The 25,688-nt window shown below is 73.0% G+C and carries 21 protein-coding genes and 1 tRNA gene; 15 read left to right on the forward strand and 7 right to left on the reverse strand.

What is annotated here, in order from left to right; genetic code table 11:
• Positions 1 to 81: 81 nt before the first annotated feature.
• From ACTIF1_RS23220 to ACTIF1_RS23245, 6 genes are all read left to right on the forward strand, one after another.
• Positions 82 to 699, forward strand: a complete 618-nt coding sequence (locus ACTIF1_RS23220) for a hypothetical protein (RefSeq protein ID WP_439598832.1) — start codon at positions 82 to 84, stop codon at positions 697 to 699.
• Positions 700 to 769: 70 nt separating this feature from the next.
• A complete protein-coding gene (locus ACTIF1_RS23225; protein WP_439598833.1) occupies positions 770 to 1,924 on the forward strand; it encodes an ATP phosphoribosyltransferase regulatory subunit in 1,155 nt (384 codons plus the stop codon).
• 5 nt (positions 1,925 to 1,929) lie between these two features.
• Positions 1,930 to 3,219, forward strand: coding sequence for an adenylosuccinate synthase (locus tag ACTIF1_RS23230; RefSeq protein WP_439598834.1), 1,290 nt, complete (start codon positions 1,930 to 1,932; stop codon positions 3,217 to 3,219).
• Between the two features lie 10 nt (positions 3,220 to 3,229).
• Positions 3,230 to 3,595: a cupin domain-containing protein gene (locus ACTIF1_RS23235; RefSeq protein WP_439598835.1), complete on the forward strand. Its 366-nt coding sequence runs from the start codon at positions 3,230 to 3,232 to the stop codon at positions 3,593 to 3,595.
• 116 nt (positions 3,596 to 3,711) lie between these two features.
• Positions 3,712 to 4,239: a GNAT family N-acetyltransferase gene (locus ACTIF1_RS23240; RefSeq protein WP_439598836.1), complete on the forward strand. Its 528-nt coding sequence runs from the start codon at positions 3,712 to 3,714 to the stop codon at positions 4,237 to 4,239.
• A gap of 14 nt (positions 4,240 to 4,253) precedes the next feature.
• A complete protein-coding gene (locus ACTIF1_RS23245) occupies positions 4,254 to 5,375 on the forward strand; it encodes an MFS transporter (protein WP_439598837.1) in 1,122 nt (373 codons plus the stop codon).
• A 7-nt stretch (positions 5,376 to 5,382) separates the two neighbouring features.
• On the opposite strand, the gene ACTIF1_RS23250 is transcribed toward ACTIF1_RS23245, so the two are convergent.
• From ACTIF1_RS23250 to ACTIF1_RS23265, 4 genes are all read right to left on the reverse strand, one after another.
• Positions 5,383 to 5,901, reverse strand: coding sequence for a VOC family protein (locus ACTIF1_RS23250; protein WP_439598838.1), 519 nt, complete (start codon positions 5,899 to 5,901; stop codon positions 5,383 to 5,385).
• 115 nt (positions 5,902 to 6,016) lie between these two features.
• Positions 6,017 to 7,642: a histidine kinase famiy protein gene (locus ACTIF1_RS23255; RefSeq protein WP_439598839.1), complete on the reverse strand. Its 1,626-nt coding sequence runs from the start codon at positions 7,640 to 7,642 to the stop codon at positions 6,017 to 6,019.
• 187 nt (positions 7,643 to 7,829) lie between these two features.
• Positions 7,830 to 8,714 carry an RNA polymerase sigma factor RpoH gene (gene rpoH, locus ACTIF1_RS23260; protein ID WP_439598840.1) on the reverse strand — a complete coding sequence of 295 codons (885 nt, stop codon included), beginning with the start codon at positions 8,712 to 8,714 and terminating at the stop codon, positions 7,830 to 7,832.
• Between the two features lie 270 nt (positions 8,715 to 8,984).
• A complete protein-coding gene (locus tag ACTIF1_RS23265) occupies positions 8,985 to 9,953 on the reverse strand; it encodes an RluA family pseudouridine synthase (protein WP_439598852.1) in 969 nt (322 codons plus the stop codon).
• 46 nt (positions 9,954 to 9,999) lie between these two features.
• On the opposite strand from ACTIF1_RS23265, the gene ACTIF1_RS23270 reads away from it, so the two are divergent.
• From ACTIF1_RS23270 to ACTIF1_RS23300, 7 genes are all read left to right on the forward strand, one after another.
• The gene (locus tag ACTIF1_RS23270) at positions 10,000 to 10,281 is read left to right on the forward strand and encodes a DUF6476 family protein (protein ID WP_439598841.1); all 282 of its coding nucleotides are present in this window, start codon (positions 10,000 to 10,002) and stop codon (positions 10,279 to 10,281) included.
• The gene (locus tag ACTIF1_RS23275) at positions 10,281 to 10,484 is read left to right on the forward strand and encodes a DUF2256 domain-containing protein (protein ID WP_439598842.1); all 204 of its coding nucleotides are present in this window, start codon (positions 10,281 to 10,283) and stop codon (positions 10,482 to 10,484) included. The genes ACTIF1_RS23270 and ACTIF1_RS23275 overlap by 1 nt, the downstream gene beginning before the upstream one ends.
• 41 nt (positions 10,485 to 10,525) lie before the next feature.
• Positions 10,526 to 10,601: transfer RNA gene (locus ACTIF1_RS23280), tRNA-Glu, on the forward strand.
• A 201-nt stretch (positions 10,602 to 10,802) separates the two neighbouring features.
• Positions 10,803 to 12,926 (forward strand): PAS domain S-box protein, encoded by a 2,124-nt coding sequence (locus ACTIF1_RS23285; protein WP_439598843.1) that lies wholly within the window; start codon positions 10,803 to 10,805, stop codon positions 12,924 to 12,926.
• Between the two features lie 117 nt (positions 12,927 to 13,043).
• Positions 13,044 to 14,033 carry a TRAP transporter substrate-binding protein gene (locus tag ACTIF1_RS23290; RefSeq protein WP_439598844.1) on the forward strand — a complete coding sequence of 330 codons (990 nt, stop codon included), beginning with the start codon at positions 13,044 to 13,046 and terminating at the stop codon, positions 14,031 to 14,033.
• Positions 14,034 to 14,036: 3 nt separating this feature from the next.
• A complete protein-coding gene (locus ACTIF1_RS23295; protein ID WP_439598845.1) occupies positions 14,037 to 14,579 on the forward strand; it encodes a TRAP transporter small permease in 543 nt (180 codons plus the stop codon).
• A 3-nt stretch (positions 14,580 to 14,582) separates the two neighbouring features.
• Positions 14,583 to 15,887: a TRAP transporter large permease gene (locus ACTIF1_RS23300; RefSeq protein WP_439598846.1), complete on the forward strand. Its 1,305-nt coding sequence runs from the start codon at positions 14,583 to 14,585 to the stop codon at positions 15,885 to 15,887.
• A gap of 67 nt (positions 15,888 to 15,954) precedes the next feature.
• Here the strand turns inward: ACTIF1_RS23300 and ACTIF1_RS23305 are convergent, their stop codons facing one another.
• Positions 15,955 to 16,878, reverse strand: coding sequence for a peptidoglycan-binding domain-containing protein (locus ACTIF1_RS23305; protein WP_439598847.1), 924 nt, complete (start codon positions 16,876 to 16,878; stop codon positions 15,955 to 15,957).
• Between the two features lie 162 nt (positions 16,879 to 17,040).
• Here ACTIF1_RS23305 and ACTIF1_RS23310 point away from each other — a divergent pair, with 162 nt between their 5' ends.
• Positions 17,041 to 18,363, forward strand: coding sequence for a TAXI family TRAP transporter solute-binding subunit (locus tag ACTIF1_RS23310; protein ID WP_439598848.1), 1,323 nt, complete (start codon positions 17,041 to 17,043; stop codon positions 18,361 to 18,363).
• On the opposite strand, the gene ACTIF1_RS23315 is transcribed toward ACTIF1_RS23310, so the two are convergent.
• Positions 18,347 to 22,849 carry a DUF4011 domain-containing protein gene (locus ACTIF1_RS23315; protein ID WP_439598849.1) on the reverse strand — a complete coding sequence of 1,501 codons (4,503 nt, stop codon included), beginning with the start codon at positions 22,847 to 22,849 and terminating at the stop codon, positions 18,347 to 18,349. The two genes, ACTIF1_RS23310 and ACTIF1_RS23315, sit on opposite strands and share 17 nt — an antisense overlap.
• The gene (locus tag ACTIF1_RS23320) at positions 22,846 to 24,411 is read right to left on the reverse strand and encodes a Na+/H+ antiporter (protein ID WP_439598850.1); all 1,566 of its coding nucleotides are present in this window, start codon (positions 24,409 to 24,411) and stop codon (positions 22,846 to 22,848) included. Before ACTIF1_RS23320 ends, ACTIF1_RS23315 begins: the two co-directional genes overlap by 4 nt.
• A gap of 109 nt (positions 24,412 to 24,520) precedes the next feature.
• Between ACTIF1_RS23320 and ACTIF1_RS23325 the strand changes: the two genes are divergently transcribed.
• Entirely contained in the window at positions 24,521 to 25,468 is a 948-nt protein-coding gene (locus ACTIF1_RS23325) for a S1C family serine protease (RefSeq protein WP_439598851.1), read from the forward strand.
• Positions 25,469 to 25,688: the final 220 nt, after the last annotated feature.

Raw genomic sequence — 25,688 nt, forward strand, 5'->3', positions numbered from 1 at the left:
ATCCTGCGGGCAGCCTGGCGCCCGCGGCAAGTCACGCTTCGTGACGTGACGGCGGGCCGTGGCCGCGCGATTCCTGCGGGCATGACCCTGCTGCTGCCGCGCCGCGGCCTGATCCTCGCCGCCCCCGCCCTTCTGCTGCCCGGCTGCGCCGTGGCGCAACCGGCCGGTGGCACGCCCGCGCAGATGGAGGGGCCCTACTACCCGCGCGTCATCCCCGCCGATGCCGATGCCGATCTGCGCCGCGTCGCCGGCCTCGGCCAGGTGGCGCAGGGCCGGCCGCTGCTGCTGGCCGGGCAGGTGCGCAACCTGGATGGCGCGGCACTGCCGGGCGCCGTGGTGGAGATCTGGCAGGCCGACCATGCCGGCATCTACCTGCATCCGCGGGAGGGCCGCCTGGCGCAGCGCGACGCCGGCTTCCAGGGCTATGGCCGCACCCGCGCCGATGCCGAGGGCCGCTATGCCTTCCGCACCATCCGCCCCGGCCAGTATCCGGGCCGCACCCCGCATATCCATCTGCGCGCCCATCCGCCGGCGGGCGGGCCGCCGCTGACCACCCAGGTCTATTTCCCGGATGAGCCGCTGAATGCCCGGGACGGGCTGCTGAACCGGGTGGCGGAGGCGCGGCGCGCCCTGCTGCTGGCGCGGCTTTCCGCGACCGATGAGGGGCAGGAAGCCGCCTTCGATGTGGTGCTCCCCTAGTCGCAGGGGTTGCGAAGGGGCCGCCCCCCTGCCACACACGCGCCGCCTTTCCGCGGCGTTGAACCACAGAATGACCGACGATCCTCCGAACCCCGCCCTGCTGCCCGCAGGCCTTTCCGACGTGCTGCCGCCCGAGGCGGAGCGCGAGGCGATGCTGGTCGAGGTGCTGGCCGAGACCTTCGCCCGGCATGGCTATGAGCGGGTGAAGCCGCCGCTGCTGGAATTCGAGGACAGCCTGCTGGCCGGCTCCGGCGCCGCCGTGGCCGAGCAGACCTTCCGGCTGATGGACCCGGTCAGCCACCGCATGATGGGGCTGCGGGCGGATACCACGCCGCAGGTCGCCCGCATCGCCGCGACGCGCCTGGCCCGCCTGCCGCGCCCGCTGCGGCTGAGCTATGCCGGCCAGGTGCTGCGGGTGCAGGGCACCCAGCTCGCCCCCGCCCGCCAGCTTCCCCAGGCAGGCATCGAGCTGATCGGCCCCGAAAGCGCCGAGGCCGATGCCGAGGTCGCCGCCGTGGCGGCGGAGGCGCTGGCCGCCGTCGGCATCGCCGATGCCTCGCTGGATATCACCCTGCCGCGGCTCGCCCCGGCGCTGCTGGACGAGGCCGGGGTGCAGGGCGAGGCGCGGCGCAAGCTGGCCCGGGCGCTGGACCGCAAGGATGCCGCGGCGGTGGCCGAGCATGCCGGCCGCGCCGGTGGCGCCGCCCTGCTGCTGCCCGCCCTGCTGGCCGCCGCCGGCCCCGCCGATGCGGCACTCGCCGTGCTGCAGGCGGAGGCGCTGCCGCCGGCGGCGCGCGCCATCGCCGACCATGCCGCCGCCGTGGTCGCCGCCATCCGCGCCCTGGCGCCGGCCTTGCGCATCACGCTGGACCCGCTGGAATTCCGCGGCCTGCAATATCACACCGGCGTCGCCTTCACGATCTTCGGCGCCGGCCGCACCGGCGAATTGGCGCGCGGCGGCCGCTACCTCTCGGGCGAGGAGCCGGCCACCGGCATGACGCTGTATCCGGATGCGGTGCTGCGCGCCGTGCCGGCGGCCGCGCCGCGGATGCGGGTTTTCGTGGCCATGGGCAGTGACGACGGCCAGGCGCGGGCGCTGCGCGCGCGGGGCCTGGCGACGGTGGCGCAGCTTGCCGCCCAGGATACGGCGCAGAGCCTGCGCTGCACGCATGTGATGGACAGCACCGGCGCGCCGCGCCCGGTTCAGGACCCGGTTCAGGAGTAGTCGCGATGGCCAATGTCGCCGTCATCGGCGCCCAATGGGGCGACGAGGGCAAGGGGAAGGTTGTGGACTGGCTCGCCAGCCGCGCCGACATCGTGGTGCGGTTCCAGGGCGGCCATAATGCCGGCCATACGCTGGTGGTCGGCAACCAGGTCTACAAGCTGTCGCTGCTGCCCTCCGGCGTGGTGCGCGGCAAGCTGGGCGTCATCGGCAATGGCGTGGTGCTGGACCCCGACGCGCTGCTGTCCGAGATCGCCCGCGTCACGGCGCAGGGCCTCTCCGTCACGCCCGAGAACCTGCGGATCGCGGAAAACGTGCCGCTGATCCTGCCGCTGCACTCCGCCATCGACAAGGCGCGGGAAGTGGCGCGCGGCGCCCATGCCATCGGCACCACCGGGCGCGGCATCGGCCCGGCCTATGAGGACAAGGTGGCGCGCCGCGCCATCCGCCTGTCCGACCTGGCGGAGCCCGAGGTGCTGTCGCACAAGCTCGACGAGCTGCTGCTGCACCACAACACCCTGCTCAAGGGGCTGGGCGCCGAGACCTTCGACAAGCAGGACCTGCTGGACCGGCTGCTGGCCCTGGCGCCGAAGCTGCTGCCCTATGCGGAGCCGGTCTGGCAGCTGATGGACGCCGCGCATCACGAGGGCAAGCGCGTGCTCTTCGAGGGCGCGCAGGCGGTGATGCTGGATGTCGACCACGGCACCTATCCCTTCGTCACCTCCTCCAACACGGTCGCCGGCAATGCGGCGGCGGGGTCGGGCGTCGGGCCGAAGCAGATCGGCTATGTGCTGGGCATCGCCAAGGCCTATACGACGCGGGTCGGCAGCGGGCCTTTCCCGACCGAATTGCACGACGAGACCGGCCGGCTGCTCGGCGAGCGCGGCCATGAATTCGGCACCGTCACCGGCCGCCCGCGCCGCTGCGGCTGGTTCGATGCCTGCATGGTCCGCCAGGCGGTGAAGGTCGGCGGCATCGAGGGGCTGGTTCTCACCAAGCTCGACGTGCTGGACGGCCTGCCGGAGCTGAAGATCTGCACCGGCTATGAGGTGGATGGCGTGGTGATGAACCGCCTGCCGGCCTCGATCGCGGCGCAGGAGAAGGCGGTGCCGGTCTACGACGTGATGCCCGGCTGGTCCGGCTCCACCCGCGGCGCCCGCAGCTATGCCGAGCTGCCGGCCGAGGCGGTGAAATACGTCCGCCGGATCGAGGAGCTGGTGGAGGCGCAGGTGGTGCTGCTGTCCACCAGCCCGGACCGCGACGACACCATCATGCTGCGCGACCCCTTTGCCGGTTGAGGAGGCCCGAATGAGCCAGGCCGAGGAATTCCACAACCTGGATGACGAGACGCAGGGGCTCGCCCGCGTCCTCGCGCCTGGCGTCACCACCCGGATCTTCCCCGGCGAGCACGCCATGCTCTCCATCGTCACCATCGCGCCCGATGCCATGGGCACGCTGCACGACCATCCGGAGGAGCAATGGGGCGTGCTGCTGGATGGCAGCGCCATCCGCATCCAGGGCAGCGAGGAGATCGCCGTGAAGAAGGGTGACTTCTGGCGCACCCCGGGTGGCGTGCCGCATACCATGAAGGCCGGTCCCGAGGGCTGCCGGGTGCTGGATATCTTCGCCCCGCCGCGCGAGGCCTATCGCAAGCAGGGCCAGGGTTTTGGCTGATTTCGCCCGCCGCCCTTCCCGCCTGGCGGGAAGGGCGTTAGAGCCCTGCTTTTTCCGCGCCCAATTCGTCTAGACATCCGGTTGTCATGAAACTGTCGCAGGGGCAGGCTCGGGCCATGCCCCTCCTCCGTGACAGCCGCCCCGACGACATCCCCGCCTTGGCCGCGATCTATGCCCATTGGGTGACGCATGGCCTGGCCAGCTTCGAACTGACGCCGCCCGATCCGGCGGAGATGGCGCGGCGGCGGGACGCCGTGCTGGCGGCGGGCCATCCCCATCTGGTGGCCACCGATGCCGCGGGGCGGGCGCTCGGCTATGCCTATGCCAGCGCCTACCGGCCCCGCCCGGCCTATCGCTTCGCCGTGGAAAACAGCGTCTATATCGCCCCGGATGCCCGGCGCGGCGGGATCGGCAGCGCCCTGCTGGCGGCGCTGATCGACCGCTGCACCGCGGCAGGCTTCCGGCTGATGGTCGCGGTGATCGGCGACAGCGCCAATGCCCCCTCCATCGGCCTGCACCAGCGCGCCGGCTTCACCCGCGCCGGGCTGATCCCGGCGGTCGGCTGGAAGCACGGGCGCTGGGTCGACAGCGTGCTGATGACCCGTCCGCTGGGGGAGGGCGCCGCGACGCCGCCCGCGCCGTGACCGTGACCGGGACCGTGACCGGGACCGTGACCCGGGCCGAGGCCGATCGCGCCTCCCGCCACGCCTCGATCGTGCTGGGCCTGACCCTGCCGGGCGATACGGTGCTCTACCTGCTGCTGCCGCTGCATGCGGCGGCCTTTGGCGTGAGCCTGGCGGAGGCCGGGCTGCTGCTGGCGGCGAACCGACTGGTGCGGATCGCCGGCTATGGCTGGGTGGCGCGCTTCTACGAGCGGTCCGGCCCGCGCCAGGCCTGCCTCTGCGCGGTGCTCGGCGCCGCCTGCGCCACCGCGGGCTATGCCGTGCTGCCGGGGGTCTGGTGGCTGCTGCCGGCGCGGCTGCTCTGGGGCCTGTCCTTCGCCGCCATGAATATCGCGACCCAGGCCCTGGCCACGGCCGAGGCCACGGGCGCCGCCCGCCGCAGCGGCACCTCCCGCGCCATCATCGCCACCGGGCCGATGCTGGGGCTGCTGGCCGGCGCCGTGGTGGCGGAGCTGGTGGGGCCGCGCGTGGTCTTCCTCGGCCTCGGCCTGCTCTCGCTTGGCGCGCTGCCCTTCGCCTGGCGGCTGCCGGCCGGGGAGGGGGCGCGCCTGCGCAGCGGCGGACCGCGCTTCGCGCTGCCGCGGCCGCTGGATCTCTGGTCCTTCATCCAGGGGCTGACGCTCGATGGGCTCTTCGTGCTGGGGCTCGCCTTCCTGGCCGCCGCGGCGCTGCCGCAGGGCGCGGCGCTGGCCGCCGGCGCCGCGCTCTCCGCCCGCTACCTGGCGGAGGTGCTGCTGGGCCCGTCCGCCGGGCGGATGGCGGAGCGCCTCGGCGCGGCACCGCTGCTGCTCTGGGTCTCGCTGGGCTCGGCCGCGGGGCTCGTGGTGATCGGCGCCGGCTGGCTCTGGGTCGGCAGCCTGCTGGTGGTGGGGCTGCGCGGGCTGCTGCAGCCGCTGCCCGCCCCGGTCGCCGCCGCTCGCGCCCCGGCCGCGGAAAGGGTGGCGGCGCTGGCGCGGCTGGCCACCTGGCGGGACATCGGCGCCGGGCTGGGGCCGCTGGTGGCTGGCGTGCTGCTGCCCCTGGTGCCGGCGCTCTGGCTCTATCTCGGCGCCGCCGCGCTGCTGGTCGCGGCCTCCCTGGCGGCCTTGCGGCGGTAAGGCGGGGTCAGCCCGCCTCGGCCAGCAGGCTCTTCAGGTCCAGCCGCTTGGTGCACATCTTCAGCCGCCCGTCCTCCAGGCGCGGCCAATCCTCCCGCGGCCGGTCGCGATACAGCTCCACGCCATTGCCATCCGGATCGCGCAGATACAGCGCCTCGGACACGCCATGGTCGCTGGCGCCCTCCAGCGGCCAGCCGGCCTCGACCAGCTGCTTCAGGGCGCGGGCCAGGCTGGCGCGGTCCGGCAGCAGCAGGGCGACGTGATAGAGGCCCGTGGTGCCGAAGCCGGGCGGGCTGCCGCCGGCGCTTTCCCAGGTGTTCAGCGCGATATGGTGGTGGTAGCCGCCGGCCGAGAGGAAGACCGCCTGGTCGCCGATGCGCTGCTGCACCTCCAGCCCGATGATGTCGCGCCAGAAGCCCAGGCTGCGCTCCAGCTCCGCCACCTTCAGGTGGACATGGCCGATGCGGGCGCCGGCAGGCATGGTGTAGGGGGCGGTGCGGCTCTCGTCTTCGAGGGTTGCTGACATGGCTGGCTCCTGTCTCTCCTGTCCCCAAGATGGGCAGGGCGGCGATGCGGGTCCAATCCGGCAGGCGGATACGCCATATCGCCTGGGATGATGGGGGCCGTCATCGGTCTCGCTCTCAGCCCGGCTTGCTGGCGGGCCCGTCCAGCACCCGCCGGACGCGGCGCGCCACCTCCGCCCGGCGATAGGGTTTCGGCATCAGCGGGAAGCCATGCGGCCGGATGCCGGCGCTGGCGGCCTCCTCGCGCGGATCGACGAAGCCGGTCGAGAGCAGAACCCGCAGCCCGGGCCGCCTGTGCCGCGCCTCGCTCGCCAGGGTGATGCCGTTGATCCCGCCCGGCATCACCACATCGCTGAACAGCAGGTCGAAATGGCGATCCTGGTCGGCCAGCAGGCCGAGCGCGCTGGGTCCATCGCCGGCCGTCTCGACCTCATAGCCCAGCTCGCTGAGCAGGCTGGCGGCGAGGTCCAGCACCTCCGCATCGTCATCCACCACCAGGATCCGCTCGCCCCGGCCGCGCGGCTCGCCCTGCGGGTCGTGCGCCGGGCGGGGCGGGGCGGGGGCCACCGCAATCTCCGCCCCCAGCGCCGGGAAGCGCAGGCGGACCGTGGTACCCCGGCCTTCCTGGCTCTCGATCCGCAGATAGCCGCCGGATTGGCGGACGAAGCCATAGACCTGGGCCAGGCCGAGGCCGGAGCCCTGGCCCACCTCCCGCGTCGTGAAGAAGGGTTCGGTGACGCGGTCCAGGATGGCGGTGGGGATGCCGATGCCGCTGTCGGACACGGCCAGCTCGACGAAACCCTCCGCCAGCGGCTCGGCCTCCGGCATCTCGCCGGCCGGCACCCGGCGGGTGGTGATGACCACCTGGCCGGCCCCGGGCGTGGCGGCGGCGGCATTCAGCAGCAGATTGACCAGGGCCGCTTCCAGCTGGCCCGCATCCAGCCGCGCCGCCGGCAGGCCTTCCATCAGGTCGAGCGTCAGGGCCAGCCCGCCTGCCGCCCGCGCCAGCAGTTCCGCCAGGTTGCGCAGGGTCGCGTTCAGGTCGACCGGCTGGCCATCCAGCCGCTGCCGGCGCGCGAAGGCGAGGAGCTGCCGGGTGAGGTTCGCACCGCGCCGCGCCGCCTCCAGCGCCCCCTCGTGCCGGCGCTGAGCGCGCGGATTGCCGGATTGCTCGACCAGCGGGCGCAGCACCTCCAGGGAGCCGACCACCACCTGCAGCAGGTTGTTGAAGTCATGCGCCACGCCGCCGGTGAGCTGGCCCAGCGCCTCCAGTCGCTGGGCGCGGCGCAGCGCCGTCTCGGCCTCCCGCCGGCGGGAGACATCGAGCTGGCTGCCGAAATAATAGAGCAGGCGGCCATCGCTGCCGAAGACCGGGCTGACGAACAGCGCGTTCCAGAAGGGCGTGCCGTCCTTGCGGTAGTTCACCAGCTCGATCGCGATATCGGTGCGGGCCGAGATGGCCTGGCGGATCTGCGTCACCTGCAGCGGATCGGTGGCCTCGCCCTGCATGAAGCGGCAGTTCCGGCCCACCACTTCCTCGGCGGTATAGCCGGTCATCTGCTGGAAGGCCGGGTTGACGAAGACGATGGGATTGTCCGGCTGGTTGGGGTCCGTGACGATCATCGGCATCCGCGTCAGCTCGATCGCGGAAAAGAAGACGTCCTGGCGTCCTGGTGCCAGCGGTTCGAGGGGGCCTGCATCCGGCGCATCGCCGTGCAGCACGGGAGAGGGGAGGTTCTTCACCTGGAGAAAAGGCCGGAGCGGCCCGGAAGTTCCACGCCCGCGCCTGCATCGGCGAAGCATCCGGGCCGGAAGGCAAAACGCCCCGCGCCGGGTGGCGCGGGGCGTGCAGGCCTGGCAGGCAGCCGAGGGTCAGACGGCGCCGAGGCGGCGCAACCGCATCAGGCGGTGCCGCGACGGCGCAACCGTATCAGGCGGCGCCGAGACGGCGCTCGACGATCTGCGTCTTCATGCTCTTCTGCAGCTTCTCGAAGGCGCGCACCTCGATCTGACGCACGCGCTCGCGGCTGATGTTGTACTGCTGGGAGAGTTCCTCCAGCGTCGTCGGCTCGTCCTTCAGCCGCCGCTCGATCAGGATATGGCGTTCCCGGTCGTTCAGCGTCTTCAGCGCGGCGCCGAGCAGCTCGCGGCGGTTGGACATGTCCTCCCGCTCCGCCAGCTCGGTCTCCTGGCTCTCGCCGTCATCGACCAGCCAGTCCTGCCACTCGCCGTCGCTATCGGCGCGGACGGGGGCGTTCAGGCTGTTGTCGGGCGAGGCGAGGCGGCGGTTCATGGAGACCACATCGGCCTCCGGCACCGCCAGCACGCGGGCGATCTTCTCGACCTGCTCGGGCTTCAGGTCGCCTTCCTCCAGCGCCGCCATCTGGCCCTTCAGCCGGCGGAGGTTGAAGAACAGCTTCTTCTGCGCCGCCGTCGTCCCCATCTTCACCAGGGACCAGCTGTGCAGGATGTATTCCTGGATGGCGGCGCGGATCCACCACATGGCGTAGGTGGCCAGGCGGAAGCCGCGATCCGGGTCGAAGCGCTTGACGGCCTGCATCATGCCGACATTGCCCTCGGAGATCAGCTCACCCACCGGCAGGCCATAGCCGCGGTAGCCCATGGCGATCTTGGCGACGAGGCGGAGGTGGGATGTGACCAGGCGATGGGCGGAAGGCTCGTCGCCCTCCTCCTTCCACCGCTTGGAGAGGTTGTACTCCTCCTCCGGCGTCAGCATCGGGAACTTGCGGATCTCCTGAAGGTACCGGGAGAGGTTGCCCTCGGGAGCCATCGGGATAGACAAAGTGGAAGCCATGGCGAGAACTGCCTCCTCCGTCGCCTGGCGCCCCCCGTGACGGCGGGGCCCATGGCGGCTGTGCTGTTCTGCCAACGTCGACCGGGCCCTCCCTTTCCATACCAGGCCCGGTCACGACGGGGTGATATGGGGGGGCGCTCCTGCCCGGGGGTCTCGACCCGGGCCCGGGGGGCGCAAAGCGGCACCCGCCCGAAGCTGGCTGGGGATTCTTAGATCGTATCCAGGGTGGGATCAAGAAAAACCCGACCCGCAAGGTAGGTTTACGTTTGGTTACCCTCCTGTAACACGACCTTCCAGGGCCGCCAGCAGCGCTGCCATATCCGGCGGCAGCGGTGCCGAAAAACTTAAGGTCGCACCCGTTACCGGGTGCTTAAAACCCAGCGTCGCGGCATGCAGCGCCTGGCGGGGGAAGGCCGTCAGGGCTTCGCGCAGCGGCCCGGAAAGGTTACGCGCCGCTGCCGGGATGCGCCGCAGATAGACCGGGTCGCCCACCAGCGGATGGCCGATATGCGCCAGGTGCACGCGGATCTGATGCGTCCGCCCGGTGGCCAGGCGGCAGCGCAGCAGGGCGCCGCTGGTGCCGAAGGCGCGCTCCGTCCGGTAGCGGGTCAGGGCGTGCTTGCCGTTGCGGGTCACCACCGCCATCCGCTTGCGGTCCATCGGATGCCGGCCGATGTCGCCCTGGATTTCGCCCTCCGCCGGGCTGGGCAGGCCCCAGACCAGGGCCAGGTATTCGCGGTCCAGGTCCCGGCTGGCGAAGGCGGCGGAGAGCGCCGTATGGGCCGCCTGGGACTTCGCCACCACCATGACGCCGGAGGTGTCCTTGTCCAGCCGATGCACGATGCCGGGCCGCGCCTCCCCGCCGATGCCGGTCAGGTCCTCGGCCGCATGGGCCAGCACGGCATTCACCAGCGTGCCGTCCGGATTGCCGGGCGCGGGGTGCACCACCAGCCCCGCGGGCTTGTCCAGCACGATCAGGTGGCGATCCTCGAACAGGATGGTCAGCGGTATGTCCTGCGGCTGCGGCGCCGCATCCTCGGGCGGCGGCAGTTGCAGCGCGTAGCGCGCGCCGGGGCGCACCGGCTCCGCCGGGTCGTGCACCGGCACGCCGTCGCGCGTCGCCTGGCCCTGCTCGATCAGCGCCTTGACCCGGGACCGCGAGAGGCCGCCTATCGCGGCGGCCAGCGCATCGGTCAGGAACCGGTCGGCGCGCAGGCCGGCGGCCTCCGGCGGGGCCAGGATGTCATGGGTCTGGCCCGCAGGGGGCCGGGGAAGGGAGGTTGGCGTGGCGGCGCTCAAATGGCTGGTCGGGGTGATGGGGGTCTTGATTGTCGTCGGCACCGTGGGCCTGGTTGTGGTTCTCGTCCAGCGCATGGGTGGCGCGGCGCGGGAGGTTTCGCTGCCGCCCTCCTCGCTCGGCCAGCCCGCCGGCACAAGGATGCTCTCGCTGGCCGCGGCCGAAGGGCGGATCGCGGTGCTGGTGGCCCGACCGGATGGCACGGAGCGCCTGCTGCTGCTGGATGCGCAGCGCGGCCGCGTGCTGGGTGAGCTGCGCGCGGCCGAGTGATGGCGCATCGCAAGCCGAACCTTCCCGAGAAGACCTGCGCTGCCTGCGCCCGGCCCTTCGCCTGGCGCCGCAAATGGGCGCGGGACTGGGAGGCGGTGCGCTTCTGCTCGGACGCCTGCCGCAGCGGCCGCCGTGCGGCGGGGATTGCGAAAGTGACAAAAACCACCTCCGGGCGGCTTGATCCCCCGGCGAGGGGAGGCTAATCAGCCGGCCTCACGACGCTCCGGCGCCGCGAGTTGTCTGGGTCCCCTTCGTCTAGAGGCCTAGGACACCGCCCTCTCACGGCGGTAACAGGGGTTCGAATCCCCTAGGGGACGCCATTCCGCCCGGCCCGGTGCCGCGGCCCGCCGATCACGGCCTTCCATCCTTGCGATCCTTCGGTGGCGGTACGCCCGGCGCCTTGCCGCCTGATTCACGCCTCTGTGTCTCTGCCATCCGGCGGCAACCTTGCGTGGCTGGGAAAGTCGGTCGAAAAGGCGCAGCGCCGCGTCGTCAGCCGCTCCCCGCAAACCCAGAGAATCATGGCTGCCACGCCCGTCCAGCCGAGACTTGTCCGGACATCCCCGCCCCGCGCCCTCCATGGGCGGGGCCTGCGGGCGCATCTGGCGGGGTTGGTGCTGGCCGTGCTGGCGCCTGCCGTGCTGGTCGGTGGCGCATCCGCCTGGCACCTGGCCGAGAGCTACCGCCATTCCTTCGAGGCCCGGCTGCAGGATACCGCCGGCGCGCTGGCGCTGTTTGTCGGCAGCGCGCTGGAAGGGCAGGTGGCCACCGCCACCGCGCTCGCCGCCTCCCCCACCCTCGGGCGGGATGACCTGGAGGGTTTCCTGGCCTGGGCGCGCCAGGTGGGTGCGACCGCCGGCGGCTGGGTGGTGGTGCATGATGCGGCCGCCGGCTACCGCCAGCAGGCCAGCACGGCCCTGCACCGTACCGCGCTGGCAGGCCCCCTGGCCGGCCCTAGCGCGGCGGAGGTCATCGGCCGCGCCATCGAATCGGGCCGCCCCGCCATCTCCAACCTCTTCCTGGGTCCGGGCCCCGGCCGCACCGCGGTGGCGATTGCCGCCCCGGCGCGCCAGGCCGGGCAGGTCACCCGGGTGGTCGTGCTGGCGCTGGACCCCGAGCGCCTCTCCGAGCGGCTGCAGCAGAACGGCCCCACCGGCTATGTCGTCGCCTCCATCGTCGATGGCGACGGGCGCATCGTCGCGCGATCGCGCGAGCATGGCCGTTTCGCCGGCAGCCTGCTGGCCGGCTGGCAGGCCGCGGCGGCGGCGGAGGCGGCGGGCCCCGTCTGGCGGCCTGGCACCTCCGGCGATGCCACGCTCCTCACCGCCCGCCCGATCCGGGAGGCGCCGGGCTGGGCCGTCGTGGTGGCCGCGCCGCAGGCGCTGTATCAGCGCAACTGGTTCGTCCCCCTGGCCGGCCTCGCGGCCAGCGCGCTCGCCGCCATGGCGCTCGGCCTGCTGGTCGCCGCCGGCCTCGCGCACCGCGTGCTGCGCCCCGTCCATGCCCTGGTCCGCCGGGCGGAGGCCGCGGCCGCCGGCCTGCCGCCGCCGAAGGACGGGACGGCAGCAGGGGCCTCGGCCGCCGTCGCGGAGTTCGAGGTGCTGCGCCTGGCCAGCGAAAGGGCGGAAGCCGCGCTGGCGGCGCGGGAGGCGGAGTTCCGCGCCATCTTCGAGACCGCCGGCGCCGGCATGGTGGAGGTGGATGCGGAAACCGGCCGCTTCCTGCGCGTCAATCGCCGCTTCTGCCAGCTGGTCGGGCGCAGCGAGGCGGCGCTGGTGGGCGCGCTCGGCCCGGCCGATCTCGCCCATCCCGAGGATCGCCGGCGCAACCCCGCGCTCAGCCTGCTGGCCGCGGATGGCGCGGTGGAGGGCGAGTCGCGGCTGCTGCGGCCGGACGGCACCCTCGTCTGGGTGCGGATGAGCGCCGCGATCTCCGCCACCGATGCGGCGGGGCGGAAGCTGCGCGTCGTCGGCGTGGTGCAGGACATCACCGGCCGCCGCCAGGCGGAGGAGGCGCGGCAGGTGCTGACGCGGGAGGTCGACCACCGCACCAAGAACGTGCTGGCCGTGGTGCAGGCCGCGCTGCGCCTGTCCCGCGGCGACACGCCGGAGGCCTATATGCGCGCCGTCGAGGGCCGCATCGCGGCGCTGGCCCGGGCGCATACCATGCTGGCGGAGGGGCGCTGGTCCGGTGCCGATCTCGGCGCGCTGGCCATGGCGGAGCTGGGCGGCTTCCTCAATGGCGCAGGCGCGGAAGCCGCGGCCGGCGCCAGCCTCGAGGGGCCGCCGCTGCGCCTGGCGCCGGCCGGCGCCCAGGCCATCGCCATGGTCCTGCATGAGCTGACCACGAATGCCATCCGGCACGGCGCGCTGTCCGTCCCCTCAGGCCAGGTGCGGCTGGGCTGGGCGGTGGACCAGGCGGAGGGGCTGCTGCGGCTGCGCTGGTCCGAACGCGGCGGCCCGCCGCCGGAGGGGCCGCCGGCGCATGGCGGCTTCGGCATCCGCCTCGTGCGCGCCAATATCGCGCAGCTCGGCGGCACGATGCGCTTCCAATGGGCCCGCGAAGGGCTGGAATGGGAGGCGGAGCTGCCCGCCTCTCGCACCCTGATCGCCGATCGCGACCCTGGCACCACCTTCTTCGACTGATCGCGTCCGCGCAGCGTCCGAAACTTTCGCTGCACCGCAGCAGCCCCTTGCGCGGGGCGGCATTTGGCCCCGATGATCGCCGGCAGAACAACACACTGCCATTCGGGGGCTTCAGACATGATCCTTTCTCGCCGCGCGATTCTGGCGGCCGGCCTTGCCGCGCCCGCGCTGCTGCCCCGCGAGGCCCAGGCGCAGGCGACCCGCTGGCAATTCGCCACGCCCTATCCGGACGGCAATTTCCACACCCGCAATATCCGCGACTTCATCACGGCTGTGGAGCAGGGCTCCGGCGGCCGGCTTTCGATCCAGTTGCACAGCAATGGCGCGCTGCTGCCGCTGCCGCAGATCAAGCGCGGCGTGCAGACCGCCCAGGTGCAGCTCGGCGAGATCCTGATCTCCGCCTATGGCAACGAGGATCCGCTGCTGGAAGTCGACAGCATCCCGCAGCTGGTCACCAACTATGCCGAGGCGAAGAAGCTCGCCGACCTGTCCCGCCCGATGCTGGAGGCGCGGCTGGCGCGGCAGGGGATGTCGCTGCTCTACACCGTACCCTGGCCGCCCTCCGGCTTCTACACCAACTTCCCGGTGGAGACGCTGGAGGCACTGCGCGGCACCAAGATGCGCACCTTCAACGTGATGACGAACCGCTTCGCGACCCTGATCGGCGCGACGCCGACCCTGGTGCAGGCGGCCGAGATCCCGCAGGCCTTCGCCACCGGCGTGGTGAATTCCATGGTCACCTCCGCGGCCACCGGCGTGGACAGCGCGGCCTGGGACTATGCGAAGTTCTTCACGCCGATCGGCTTCACCTGGACCAAGAACGCGGTCTTCGTGAACCGCCGCGCGCTGGAGGCACTGCCCGCCGATCTGCAGGCCAGCATCCGCAGCGCCGCCGCCGCCGCCGAGACGCGCGGCTGGGCGATGAGCGAGGCGGCGCGCGATTCGGCGCAGGCCACGCTCGCCAGCCGCGGCATGACGGTGGCCACGGCCTCGCCGGCGCTGATGGAAGGCATGGCGCGCGTGGGCGCCACCATGGCCGATGAATGGGCCGGCCGTGCCGGCGAGGATGGCCGCAAGATCATCGCCGACCTGCGCGCGGCCGCCTGAGCCATGCCGATCCTGCGACGGACGCTCGACGGGCTCTATGCCCTGGCCGCGGGGCTGGCGGCGCTGTCGCTGCTCGGCATCTTCCTCATCATGGTGGCGCAGATGCTGCTGCGGCAGTTCGGGGTCCAGGTGCCGGGCTCCGACGACCTCAGCGCCTTTCTCTGCGTCGCCACCACCTTCTTAGCGCTCGCCGCCACCTTCAAGCGCGGCGAGCTGATCCGCGTCGGCATGGTGCTGGAGCGTTTTCCCCCCGCGGCGCGCCGCGGGGCGGAGCTGCTGGCGCTGACGCTGGCGGCGCTGATTGTCGGCTACATCACCTTCTGGACCGGGCAGGACGCGCTCTTCTCCTGGGAGATCGAGGAGGTGGCGCAGGGCACCGTGCCCTTCCTGCTCTGGGTGCCGAAGCTGGCCATGCCGCTGGGCGCCGGGCTGCTGCTGGTGGCGATCCTCGACGAATGGATCCAGGTGGCCGCCGGGCTGCGCCCGACCTATGTGCTGGCCGCCGAAGACCGCGCGGCGCGCGGCGATTTCTCGGCGGAGGTATAGCCCATGGACCTTCTCTGGCTGTCCCTCCTGCTGCTCGTGCTGCTCTGCCTGCTGCTCGGCGCCGGCCTCTGGATCTCGATGAGCCTGGCCGCCATCGGCTATGTCGCCATGGTCACCGCCTCGCCCACGCCCGGCCTGTTCATGGCCGGCGCGATGTGGGAGGCGACGGGGTCCTGGACGCTGGCGGCGCTGCCGATGTTCGTCTGGATGGGCGAGATCCTGTTCCGCACGAAACTGTCCGAGGAATTGTTCAACGGCCTGGCGCCCTGGGTGCGGCGCATCCCCGGCCGGCTGCTGCATGTGAACATCCTGGCCTGCGGCATCTTCGGCTCCGTCTCCGGCTCCTCCGCCGCCACCTGCGCCACCGTCTCCAAGATCGCGCTGCCGGAACTCAAGCGGCGCGGCTATGACGAGCGCATCGCCATCGGCAGCCTGGCCACCGCCGGCACGCTCGGCATCATGATCCCGCCCTCCATCATCATGGTGGTCTATGCCGTGGCGGCGGAGGTCTCGATCGTGCGGGTCTTCATCGCCGGCTGCCTGCCGGGGCTGATCGTGATGCTGCTGTTCAGCGCCTATATCGCCGTGTGGGCGGTGCTGAACCCGGACAAGCAGCCGCCGATGGAGCCGCGCATCTCGTTCATGGAAAAGCTGCGCCAGTCGGCGCAGCTGATTCCCTGCGCCATCCTCATCATCGTCGTCATCGGCAGCATGATCGTGGGCGTGGCGACAGCGACGGAGGCGGCGGCCTTCGGCGTGCTCGGCAGCCTGATCCTGGCCGCGGTCACGGGCTCTCTGAGCTGGGCGAACTTCCGGGACAGCCTGCTGGGCGCCACGCGGCTGTCCTGCATGATCATGTTCATCCTCGCCGGCGCCGCCTTCCTGACCAAGGCGATGGCGCTGACCGGCATCCCGGCCGCGCTGGCCGGCGGGGTCGCGGCGCTGAACCTCGGCCCCTATGGCATCATCGCCATCCTGGTGGTGGTCTATGTCATCCTCGGCACCGCTCTCGACGGCGTCTCGATGATCGTGCTGACCACCTCCATCGTGGTGCCGATGGTCCAGGCGGCGGGCTTCGACCTGGTGTGGTTCGGCATCTTCGTCGTGCTGCTGGTGGAGATCGCGGAGATCACGCCACCGGTCGGCTTCAACCTGTTCGTCATGCAGACGCTGACAGGCAAGGACCAGGGCGAGGTGGCGATGGCCTCGCTGCCCTTCTTCCTGATGCTGGTGCTGACCGTGGTGCTCATCACGCTGTTCCCGGTGACCCTGGTCACCGGCCTGCCGGACCTGATCCTGGCCCGCTGAACCCCGCAAACGAAAAGGCCGGAGGCTTTCGCCCCCGGCCCCCTTCTTCACGCCATCCCTGCGGGGATCAGCGCACCGGCATCGCGCTGGACGACCCGCCCGAACCACCCGTGCCGCCCGTGCCCGGATCCGCATCCGTCGCCACGCCGCTGCGCTCCGCCGCGGTGCCGGAGGAATTCGGCATGCCGGTCACGCCCGGGCCGGTCGGCCGCGTCATCGCGCCGCCACCCGAACCGCCCGTGCCGCCGGTGCCCGGATCGGAGCCCGTGGCCGTGCCGCTGCGCTCCATCGGATTGGTGGTGCCGGTGCCGCCATAGTTCGGGCTGCCACCGCCGCGCGTGGCGCCACCCGAGCCGCCGGTGCCGCCGGTGCCGGGATCCGCATCCGTCGCCACGCCGCTGCGGTCCGGGTTGGTCTGGCTCACCTGCGAGCCGGAGCTGCCGCCCACCGCGCCGCCGCCCATATAGGCCGCGTTCGGATTGGCCCGCGCCGGGCGCGCCGCCTGCGCGCTGCCGCCGCTGACATTCAGCGCCGCCAGGGTGGCGGAATCGGCGCGGCCGGTGGCGGAAAGGTTGTTGGCGCGCTGGAAGTCGCGCAGCGCGGCGCGGGTGCGCGGGCCCATCACGCCGTCGGCGCTGCCGACGCTGTAGCCGCGCTGGTTCAGCGCGTCCTGCACCTGGCGGGTGGAGCCGCTCATGCTTGCGCGGCCGGAGGTGTTGTCGCCCGGCAGGCGCGTCTCGGGGTTGTTCCAGACCGGACGGCCCAGGTTGACGTCGCGCGGAGAGGTGGTGGCGCCCGTGACGGCACCCGCGCCGCCGCCGATCGCGGCACCGGCCAGCGCGCCCACCGGGCCGCCCAGCGCGCCAACGCCGGCACCCGTCGCGGCACCCGCCGCGGCGCCGCCCGTGACGCGCTCATTCGGATCGGTGCCGCAGGCCGCGACCATCAGGCTCAGCGCCGCGGCGCCGAGCAGACGTGCCTTGTTCGTCATCCTATCGTTCCTTCCGTTGTGGCCGCCCGCTGCCGAGGACCGTTGTGGTGACGGGCCAACGCGGGATGGCGTGGAATGGTTGCAATGCCGTGGCGGCAGGGGGCCGCGCACGGAATCGCGACGGGCCTGCGAACCCTGGCGGGGCTGATCCGTTGCGCCCGCATGTGGGCCGTCATCATCACCTTCCTGCGCACCTGGGGCTTCATCGTGCTGCTGGTGGCAGGCGGCCTCGGCATTGCCTATCGCTTCGTCGCGCCGGCGCCGCCGCAGGTGCTGCGCATCGCCACCGGCCCCGGGCCGGACAGCGCCTATGCCCGCGCCACGCAACGCTATGCGGCGGCGCTGCGGGCCGAGGATTTTCGGGTGGAGCTGGTGGAAAGCCAGGGCAGCGTGGAGAACCTGGCGCTGCTGCGGCAGGGCCGCGTCGATTTCGCGCTGATGCAGGGCGGCGTCGCCGTCACCGCACCCGGCGCCGCCGCCCAGGGTGGCCGGGCGGCGCAGGATGTGCGGCTGGTCTCGCTCGGCGCCGTCTTCTTCGAACCCGCCTGGGTCTTTGTCCGCCGCGACAGCGGCCGTCAGCGGCTGCAGCAGCTGAACGGGGCGCGCATCGCCATGGGGCCGGAAGGCAGCGGCACGCGCGCGCTGGCACTGGCGCTGCTCGCCGCCAATGCGGTGGCGACGGACAGTTTCGTTGCCTCGCCGCTCGCCGGCACGCAGGCCGCGCAGGCGCTGCTGGCGGGTGAGGTGGATGCCGCCATCTTCGTCGCGGCCGAGCCCGGACCCGCCATCTCCACCCTGATGGCCGCGACCGACCAGGTGGAGCTGGTCGATTTCGAGACCCGTGCCGCCGCCTATGCCCGCCTGCTGCCCTATGTCACGCCGGTGCAGCTGCCGCGCAGCGGTTTCTCCCTCGCGCTCGACCTGCCGGCCGAGGATATCGTGCTGCTGGCGCCCGCGGCCTCCCTGCTCGCCAAGGCGGAGGTGCATCCGCAGCTCGTCAGCCTGTTCATCCGCATCCTGCAGGCCGAGCATCGCGGCCGGCAGAGCTTTGCGCCGGAGGGGCGCTTTCCCTCCGCGCTGAACCCGGACGTGCCGCTGCATCGCGATGCCGCACGCTGGTACGAGAGCGGTCCCACCTTCCTGCAGAGCTGGATGCCCTTCTGGGTGGCGGTGACGGTGGAGCGGATGTGGGTGCTGCTGATTCCCCTGCTGACGCTGGCCCTGCCGCTGATCCGCTTCGCCCCGCCGCTCTACACCTGGCAGATGGAAAGCCGCATCTACCGCTACTACGACGACCTGCGCGGCATCGAGGCGGATCTGCCCGATGCCCTGGACCCGTCGGGGCGCGAGGCCCTGCTGGCGCGGCTGACTGGCCTGGAGGCGAAGTTGCAGAAACTGTCGGTGCCGAGCGCCTATGGGCGGCAGTTCTACGCCCTGCGGCGGGATATCGCCTGGCTGCGCGGCCAGCTCAGCCCGCGGGGCTGAGCCGACCGGCGCCCACCAGTGCCGCGATGCGCGCCGCGATGGCGGGCGCGGCGGCGGCTTCCAGCCCCAGCAGCCGCACCACGCCGGACACCAGCTCCGCCTCCGTCGAGCCGGGCAGGGCGGTGAGCAGGGCGCGCGCCGCGGCCTCCACCTCGGCCGGCGGCAGCAGGGCGGCGCGGCGCAGATGCGGCGCGGCGGCGCGGCGGTCGCGCGGCTGCACCGGGCCGGCGCCCTCCGCCGTCCAGAATCCGCCGGCCTCGGCCACGCCTTCCAGCTGCGCGGCCAGGCGCAACGCCTGGGTCACTGCGGCGCGGTCGGTGGCGGAGAGCGTGTCCTGCCCGAAGATGAGCCGCGCGCGTTCCAGCACCGCCTCCCCATGCACCGGCTGTTCCACGCGGATGATCTCGGCCAGCAGGGCGCGCAGCTGGGCGGCTGTGGCGGTGGCGATATCCGGGGCCGGCGCCTCGCCCGGCGCGGCTTCGACATAGGGTTGCGCCAGGCCGGGGTCGGCGCTGGCGGGCGCTGGGGCGGCGGCGGGCGGCGCCACGCCGAGGGCGGCGCGCAGCCGGTCCCGCTCCGCCTCCGGCCGCTGCAGCCAGGCGAGGCTCCAGGCGCGGTGCAGCCGCCAGCCCATGCGGCCGAGCGCAGCGCCGCGGCCATGGTCGCGATCGCGGGCGCCGCGCAGCGAAGCCCAATCCGCCGCATCGGCCTCGACGCCCAGCACATAGTCGCCCTCCCGCCGCGCCGCGACATCGAGGAAGAGGCCGGCGCTGCCGACACGCGCCACCGGCTGCATGCCGGCCGCGCTGATTTCCTGCGCGATGACGCGGGAGAGCGGCGCCTTCACCTGGCTGCCGGAGGCGCGCCGATCCTCGCCGGATTCGGCAAATTGAAGAAAAGTCTTCAGGGCGGCGACGCCGGCGCCGGCGGCGCGCGACAGGTCGATGTCCTCCGCGGTGATGCCGGAGAAGACGACGCAGCGCGTCTTGGCACGGGTGATCAGCACGTTCAGCCGCCGCTCGCCGCCTTCCGCCGAGAGCGGGCCGAAGCGCATGGCCAGCTTCCCATCGGCACCACGCGCATAGCCGACGCTGATGAACATCGCGTCGCGCTCGTCGCCCTGCACATTCTCCAGGTTCTTCACGAAGAAGGGCTCGTGCGGATGCGCGGTGAAGAAGCCCTCGGCCGAATCATCCGCGCGGCGCAGCGCCTCCACCGCATCCAGGATGGCGTCGCGCTGGCGCAGCGAGAAGGCGGCGACGCCGAGCGTCTCGCCGGGCGTTTCCTTCGCATGGCGCAGCACCGCCTCCGCCACGGCCTGGGCTTCGGCACGGTTGACGCCGGCACCGGCCTGCCATTCGCCGGCGACCCTCACCAGCGAGAGGCCGAGTGCCGGGGATCGGCCGCGCGGGGAGGGCAGGACCATCAGCCTGCCGCCGTAGAATTCGGCATTGCTGGTGGCGATCAGGCTCTCGTGCCGGCTGCGATAGTGCCAGCGCAGCATGACATTCGGCACGCCGCGCGCATTGGCGAGGCCGAGGATGCTCTCCACCTCCCGCGCCGCGACCGTCTCCGCCGCCTCCTCCTCCGGCATCTCCTCCTCCGAGGTCATGCGCTGGAAGAAGCGGGTCGGCGGCATCTGCCGGTCATCGCCCACCACCACCACCTGGCGGCAGCGGGCGATGGCACCCAGCGCATCCACCGGCTCGATCTGGGAGGCCTCGTCCATCACCAGCAGGTCGAAGGTGAGGCCCGGCTTCAGGCCGTGCGGCGGCGCCAGCAATTGCGCGACGGAGAGCGGCGACATCAGGAAGACCGGTTTTGCGGCCTGCACGGCGGCGCCTGCGCGCACCAGAAGTTCGCGCACGGGCAGGTGGCCGCGCTTCTTCTCGAACTCTCCCAGCAGCAGGCGATGGCCGGGCATGTCACGGACCCGCGCGAGAGCCGCCGAATGGGTGGCGGCGGCCTCGCGCCGGGCCAGCGCGATGCGCGCGGCATCGGCCTCGGCGAAGTCCGCCAGCAGGCGGTCGAAGCCGGGGCCGTCGAAGGCGGCCAGGGCAGGGTCGGCGCGCATCGCCGCCTTCAGCAGCGCCTCGTCCAGCGCATCCTCCAGCGCCTCGGCGGCCTGGTCCGGCGGCAGGGTTCCGGCGGCCAGCCGCGCGATCACCGGCGTCAGGTCCGCGCCCGCCGCCTGCACCGCGCGGCGCCAGGCGAGCCAGGGCGTCAGCGCCTCCGGCTGCGCCGCCCAGTCGCCGAGCCGGGCTGCGATGGCGGCCAGCGGCGGGTCCTCGGCGCCGAAGGCCGCGGCCAGGTCGAGCGCGGTGGCCTCCGACAATTCGGCAAAGGCCTCCACCGCGGCCTGGATGGGGGCGGCCTCCAGCACGGGCATGCCGGCGGCCAGTGCCGCGGCGGCCGCCGCACCATGCTGGCTGCGCCAGGCGACCAGCGCGGCCATGGCCGGCGCATCGCCCCAGAGCGTGCCGAAGGCGGCGCGGCCCCGGGCCTCGCCCTGTGCCAGGACCTGCGCTGCGGCCTGGCCTGCCAGCGCGGCATCGAGCGCGGCCAGCGGCTCCGCCCCCGGCGCCACCACCTGCGCGGCCAGGGCCTTGGCGGCGCGCTGGCTGGCGGAGAGGAAGGCAAAGAAGCCGCCGCCCTCCGCCAGGGCGGCACGGGCGGCCGCCAGACCCTCGGCCTGCAGCGCGCCGGGCCGCAGCCGCGAATCGCGCCCGGCCTCCGCCAGGGTCGCGCTGGCCTGGGCGAGGGCGGCCAGCGGCGCCGGGTCCGCGGCCCAGGCGGGGTCGGCCAGCGCCGCGGCATCGTGGCGCGGCGCCGTGGCGATGGCGGCGGAGAGCGCCAGCAACTGCGCGGCCCCCGCCGGACCGGGCTCGGGCCGCACCATGGCGGCGGGCGCCAGGGCCGCGGCGCCGGCGGTCAGGGCACGGATCAGCGCGGGCAGGCGGGCCATGAGCCGGTCCTGCGCCAGCGGCTGGAGGTCGGCACACACCCCGCGCCAGATGCTGCCCGGCCCGCCCGCCGCGGCGCAGGCGGCAAGTTCCGCTGCCGCCGCGCGCGCTGCGGCAATTCGGGCAGAATCCCAGCTCCCCGCAGGCAGTGCGAAGTCCGGCGCTGGCGCGCCCTGTGCCCGCCGCGCCGCCAGGCGCCCCACCACCGCATGCAGCGGCCGGCCGCTTTCGCCGACGGCCGCGCCCATGGCGCGGGCATGCGCGTTCAGCCTGCCGCGCAGCGTGCCCAGCCGGCGCAGCACCGGGGCGCGGTCCGGCATCGGCACCGGGGGGGCCGCCAGCGTCGCGCGCAGCTCGTCCAGCACGGCGCGCTTCGATTGCTTCTCCGCATGCAGCTCCAGGCAGGCGGGGCCGAGGCCGACCTGGGCGAGGCGGCGTTCCACCACCTCCAGCGCCGCCAGTTTTTCCGCGACGAAGAGCACGGTGCGGCCATCCAGCACGGCCTGGGCGATGATGGTGGCGATGGTCTGGCTCTTGCCCGTGCCGGGTGGCCCCTGGATCACCACATGGCCGGCCGGTGCCTGCGCCCCGAGGCGCACCGCCTCCGCCGCCAGGGCCTGGCTGCCATCCATCTCCATGACATGGTCGAGGCGCTCCACCGGGATCGCCGCATCCACATCGAGCTCCGGGTCCAGCGGCACGGCGCCGGCCAGGGGCTCGCCGCCCACCAGGGCGCGGATCATGCCGTGCTCGAGCAGCCCGGGATTCACCGTGGGGTCCAGGTCCCGCCACATCAGGAATTTCTGGAAGGAGAAGAGCCCGACAGCGAGCGAATCGGCCTCGACCCGCCAGCCCTCCCGCGCGCCGATCGCGCCCCGTACGGCCTCCGCCCAGGCGGCCACGGCAAAACCCTCCTCGGGGAAGGGCGGCAGCTCCACGCGAAAATCCGAAAGCAGCTTTTGGCGGAGCGAAAGGTTCTCCTCCACCTCGCCGCCCGCCGCGCGCAGCCGGTATTGCTGGCTGACGCCCTGGCGCTCCAGCACCACCGGCAGCAGGGCGAGCGGCGCCAGGCGTTCCGTCTCCGGCGTCGCCGGGTCGCGCCAGGCGAGCGCGCCGAGGGCGAGTGAGAGGGTGGCGATGCCCGTCTCCTCCCGCGCCGTGCGGGCATCCTGCATCAGGTCGCGCAGGCGCCGGGCCAGGTCCTCCTGCGGCAGCCTCGCGCGCAGGCGGTTGTCGCGGCGCGCCTCCTCCCGGCTCTGGGCGGCATCGGCCAGGCCGACGCCATCCACCCGCACGGCCCGCCGGCCGCGGCGGGGCGGGGCTTCGGGCGCATCGGCCGCGGCCTCGAAGCCGAAGACGCGGCCCTCCGCGAGGGCGGACAGCACGAAATCCGCCTCCTCGTCATCCAGCAGCAGCACGCCGCGGGACCGGCCGGGCTTGGGCAGGGAGAGCAGGCGGTTGCGGGTGGAGAGGTCCAGCAGGCCGCGCCGGGCTGCCTCCAGCTGATCCGCGAGCGCCGTCATCGGGCGCCGAGCAGGCGCAGGATGCGCAGTTCCTCGAGGTCCATCTCATGCTCCAGCGTGGCCAGCATCATGTCGTCCAGCGCGCCCGCATGGTGCTGGTCCAGCAGGGCGCGGCGGCCGGCGCGGAGCGCAGCCAGGCGGATGCGCATCCGCGCCTCCAGCTCCGCCTGGCCGGAGCCGTCGGCAACGCCGTGATAGACCCGCGACCGCTCGCGGAACTCGCCCACCAGGTCGCGCGCCACGGCGCCTTCCAGGATATCCTCCGCGCGGCGCTCCACCTCGGCGAGCGTGGCGCGGGCGACATGGCGGCGGGCGGACGCCTCCTCCGGCGCCATGCCGGCCACCCGCTGTTCCGTCACGCCGAAGCGGCGGATCACCCATTCCAGCGTGGTGCCCTGCAGCACCAGCGTCGCGAGGATGGCGCAGAAGGCGAGGAAGACCAGCAGGTCCCGCTGCGGGAAATCCAGCGGCAGGGCGAGCGCCGCAGCCAGCGAGACCACGCCCCGCATCCCGGCCCAGGAGATCACCACCAGATGGCCGAGCGGGGGAATCCGCCGCCCCTCCCGCGGCCCCGGCAGCACCCGCGGCACCAGGGCGGCGGGAAAGACCCAGAGGAAGCGGCTCGCGATCAGCGTCACGGACAGCGCCAGGGCCAGGCCCGCGAGTTCCAGGATCCCATGCTGCGAGATCCGGTCCAGGATGCCCCGCAGCTGCAGCCCGACCAGGATGAAGATCAGGCTGGTCAGCACGAATTCCACGAAGTTCCAGACCGCCCGCGCGCTGATGCGGCTTTCCGGCGTCAGCACCCGGTGCTGCAGCTGGCCCAGCATCAGCCCGGTGCTGACCACGGCGATGACGCCGGACAGGTGCAGCGCCTCCGCCGCGAAGAAGCTGGCGAAGCAGGCGACGAAGCTGGCGGCGATCTCCAGCAGCGTATCCTCCAGCCGGCGGAAGGCCCGGGCGGTGAGCCAGCCGATGGCGAGGCCCACGACGATGCCGCCGAGCGCCACCAGGAAGAAGGAGCCGATGGCCCGCTCCAGCGCGATGCCGCCGGCGGCCACGGCGGCGATGGCGAAGCGGTAGAGCACCAGTGCCGTCGCATCGTTCACCAGGCTCTCCCCCTCCAGCACCGTCACCAGCCGGCGCGGCATGGGCAGGCGGGCGAGCACGGCGGCGGCGGCGACCGCATCGGGTGGCGCGACGATGGCGCCCAGCGCCACCGCCGCGGCCCAGGGCAGGCCTGGGATCAGCAGCTTGGCCACGACGGCGATGCAGACCGCGCTGAACAGCACGGCACCCACCGCCAGGAACAGGATGGGCCGGATATTGGCCCGGAAGGCCCGCCAATCCGTGCGCCAGGCGCTGGCCTGCAGCAGCGGCGGCAGGAAGAAGGCGAGCGCCAGTTCCGGGTTCAGCGTGACGCTGGGCAGGCCGGGGATGAAGGCCAGCACCATCCCGCCCACCACCAGGATGACGGCATAGGGAAGGTTCAGGCGGCGCGCGAGCAGCGCGAAGCCGATACAGGCCGCAATCAGGGCCAGGACGGCCTGCACGATTTCCATGCCCCCAGCCTATCCGGCCTGGGGCCCGGCCTGGCAAGCGCCGGATTTGCGGCGCCCTTGGGGATGCCGCGCCGGCTTCCCATTTTGGCAGGGCGAAAGGACCCTCCCCATGCTGGACGCCCCGCTTGCCCCGCAGGATTCCGACCTGCTGGATGCCTATTCCACCGCCGTCACCCAGGCCGCCGCCCGCGCCGCGCCCTCCGTCGTGCATGTCGCCATCGAGGGCGCGCGCGGCCGTGGCAGCGGATCCGGCGTGGTGGTCACCCCCGATGGGCTGGTGCTGACGAACAGCCATGTGGTGGCCGGCGCCAGCCGGATCGCCCTGACCACGACGGAGGGCGCGCGATTCGCCGCCCGCCTGCTGGGCGACGACCCGGATACCGACCTCGCCTTGCTGCGCGCCGAGACCCAGGCCGCGCTGCCGGCCGCCGAGCTCGGCGACAGTGCCGCGCTGCGCGTCGGGCAGGTGGCGGTGGCCATCGGCAATCCGCTCGGCTTCTCCTCCACCGTCACGGCCGGCGTGGTCAGCGCGCTGGGTCGCAGCCTGGCCGGGCGCGGCGGGCGGCCGATCGAGGATCTGATCCAGACCGATGCGGCGCTCAACCCCGGCAATTCGGGCGGCGCCCTGGTGGATACGCAAGGCCGCGTCATCGGCATCAGCACCGCCATGATCGGCGGCGCGCAGGGGCTGTGCTTCGCGGTGACCGCCAATACCGCGCGGCTGGTGCTGGGCCAGCTGGTGCGCTTCGGCCGGGTGCGGCGCGCGGTGCTCGGCCTGACCGGGCAGCGGGAGGCGGTGCCGCGCCGATTCGCCCGTGCCCATGGCCTGGCGCAGGCCACGGCGCTGCTGCTGGGAGAGGTCGTGAAGGGAGGCCCGGCGGATCGTGCGGGGCTGGAGCACGGTGACCTGCTGGTGGCGATCGGCGGGCAGGTCGTGGCCGGGGTCGACGACCTGCTGCGCTGGCTGACCGGGGAGCGGGTGGGCGCGACGGCGGAGGCGGTGGTGCTGCGCCGCGGCGACCTGCGGCGGCTGCTTGTGGTGCCAGCCGAACGCTGACCCGGTCCGGATTCCGGACCGGACCGGCCGCCGGGCCATGCTAGAGCTGTTTCACCGAAAGCGAAGACGGTGAAACAGCTCTAGCTCATTGTCCTGGCGCGTTTTCCGAGTCGCCTTGCGAAGCCGTAAGGCTTGAAAACGCTCTAGGTGTGTAGTCCCGAGGAGTAGTGGTGCATCCTTCTCACCTCAGGAGGAGGATGCGTTGTGGCAGCAGGTCTTC

Origin of the sequence: Falsiroseomonas sp. (assembly GCF_051860665.1) — a bacterium.
Classification (GTDB): Bacteria; Pseudomonadota; Alphaproteobacteria; order Acetobacterales; family Acetobacteraceae; genus Falsiroseomonas.

Coding starts and splice junctions, on each gene's coding strand:
- ACTIF1_RS23295 (WP_439598845.1), top strand. CDS start 14,037: ATGCCGATCCTGCGACGGACGCTCGACGGGCTCTATGCCCTGGCCGCG.
- ACTIF1_RS23320 (WP_439598850.1), bottom strand. CDS start 24,411: ATGGAAATCGTGCAGGCCGTCCTGGCCCTGATTGCGGCCTGTATCGGC.
- rpoH (WP_439598840.1), bottom strand. CDS start 8,714: ATGGCTTCCACTTTGTCTATCCCGATGGCTCCCGAGGGCAACCTCTCC.
- ACTIF1_RS23290 (WP_439598844.1), top strand. CDS start 13,044: ATGATCCTTTCTCGCCGCGCGATTCTGGCGGCCGGCCTTGCCGCGCCC.
- ACTIF1_RS23300 (WP_439598846.1), top strand. CDS start 14,583: ATGGACCTTCTCTGGCTGTCCCTCCTGCTGCTCGTGCTGCTCTGCCTG.
- ACTIF1_RS23325 (WP_439598851.1), top strand. CDS start 24,521: ATGCTGGACGCCCCGCTTGCCCCGCAGGATTCCGACCTGCTGGATGCC.
- ACTIF1_RS23240 (WP_439598836.1), top strand. CDS start 3,712: ATGCCCCTCCTCCGTGACAGCCGCCCCGACGACATCCCCGCCTTGGCC.
- ACTIF1_RS23230 (WP_439598834.1), top strand. CDS start 1,930: ATGGCCAATGTCGCCGTCATCGGCGCCCAATGGGGCGACGAGGGCAAG.
- ACTIF1_RS23315 (WP_439598849.1), bottom strand. CDS start 22,849: ATGACGGCGCTCGCGGATCAGCTGGAGGCAGCCCGGCGCGGCCTGCTG.
- ACTIF1_RS23305 (WP_439598847.1), bottom strand. CDS start 16,878: ATGACGAACAAGGCACGTCTGCTCGGCGCCGCGGCGCTGAGCCTGATG.
- ACTIF1_RS23225 (WP_439598833.1), top strand. CDS start 770: ATGACCGACGATCCTCCGAACCCCGCCCTGCTGCCCGCAGGCCTTTCC.
- ACTIF1_RS23285 (WP_439598843.1), top strand. CDS start 10,803: ATGGCTGCCACGCCCGTCCAGCCGAGACTTGTCCGGACATCCCCGCCC.
- ACTIF1_RS23250 (WP_439598838.1), bottom strand. CDS start 5,901: ATGTCAGCAACCCTCGAAGACGAGAGCCGCACCGCCCCCTACACCATG.
- ACTIF1_RS23220 (WP_439598832.1), top strand. CDS start 82: ATGACCCTGCTGCTGCCGCGCCGCGGCCTGATCCTCGCCGCCCCCGCC.
- ACTIF1_RS23310 (WP_439598848.1), top strand. CDS start 17,041: ATGTGGGCCGTCATCATCACCTTCCTGCGCACCTGGGGCTTCATCGTG.
- ACTIF1_RS23275 (WP_439598842.1), top strand. CDS start 10,281: ATGGCGCATCGCAAGCCGAACCTTCCCGAGAAGACCTGCGCTGCCTGC.
- ACTIF1_RS23235 (WP_439598835.1), top strand. CDS start 3,230: ATGAGCCAGGCCGAGGAATTCCACAACCTGGATGACGAGACGCAGGGG.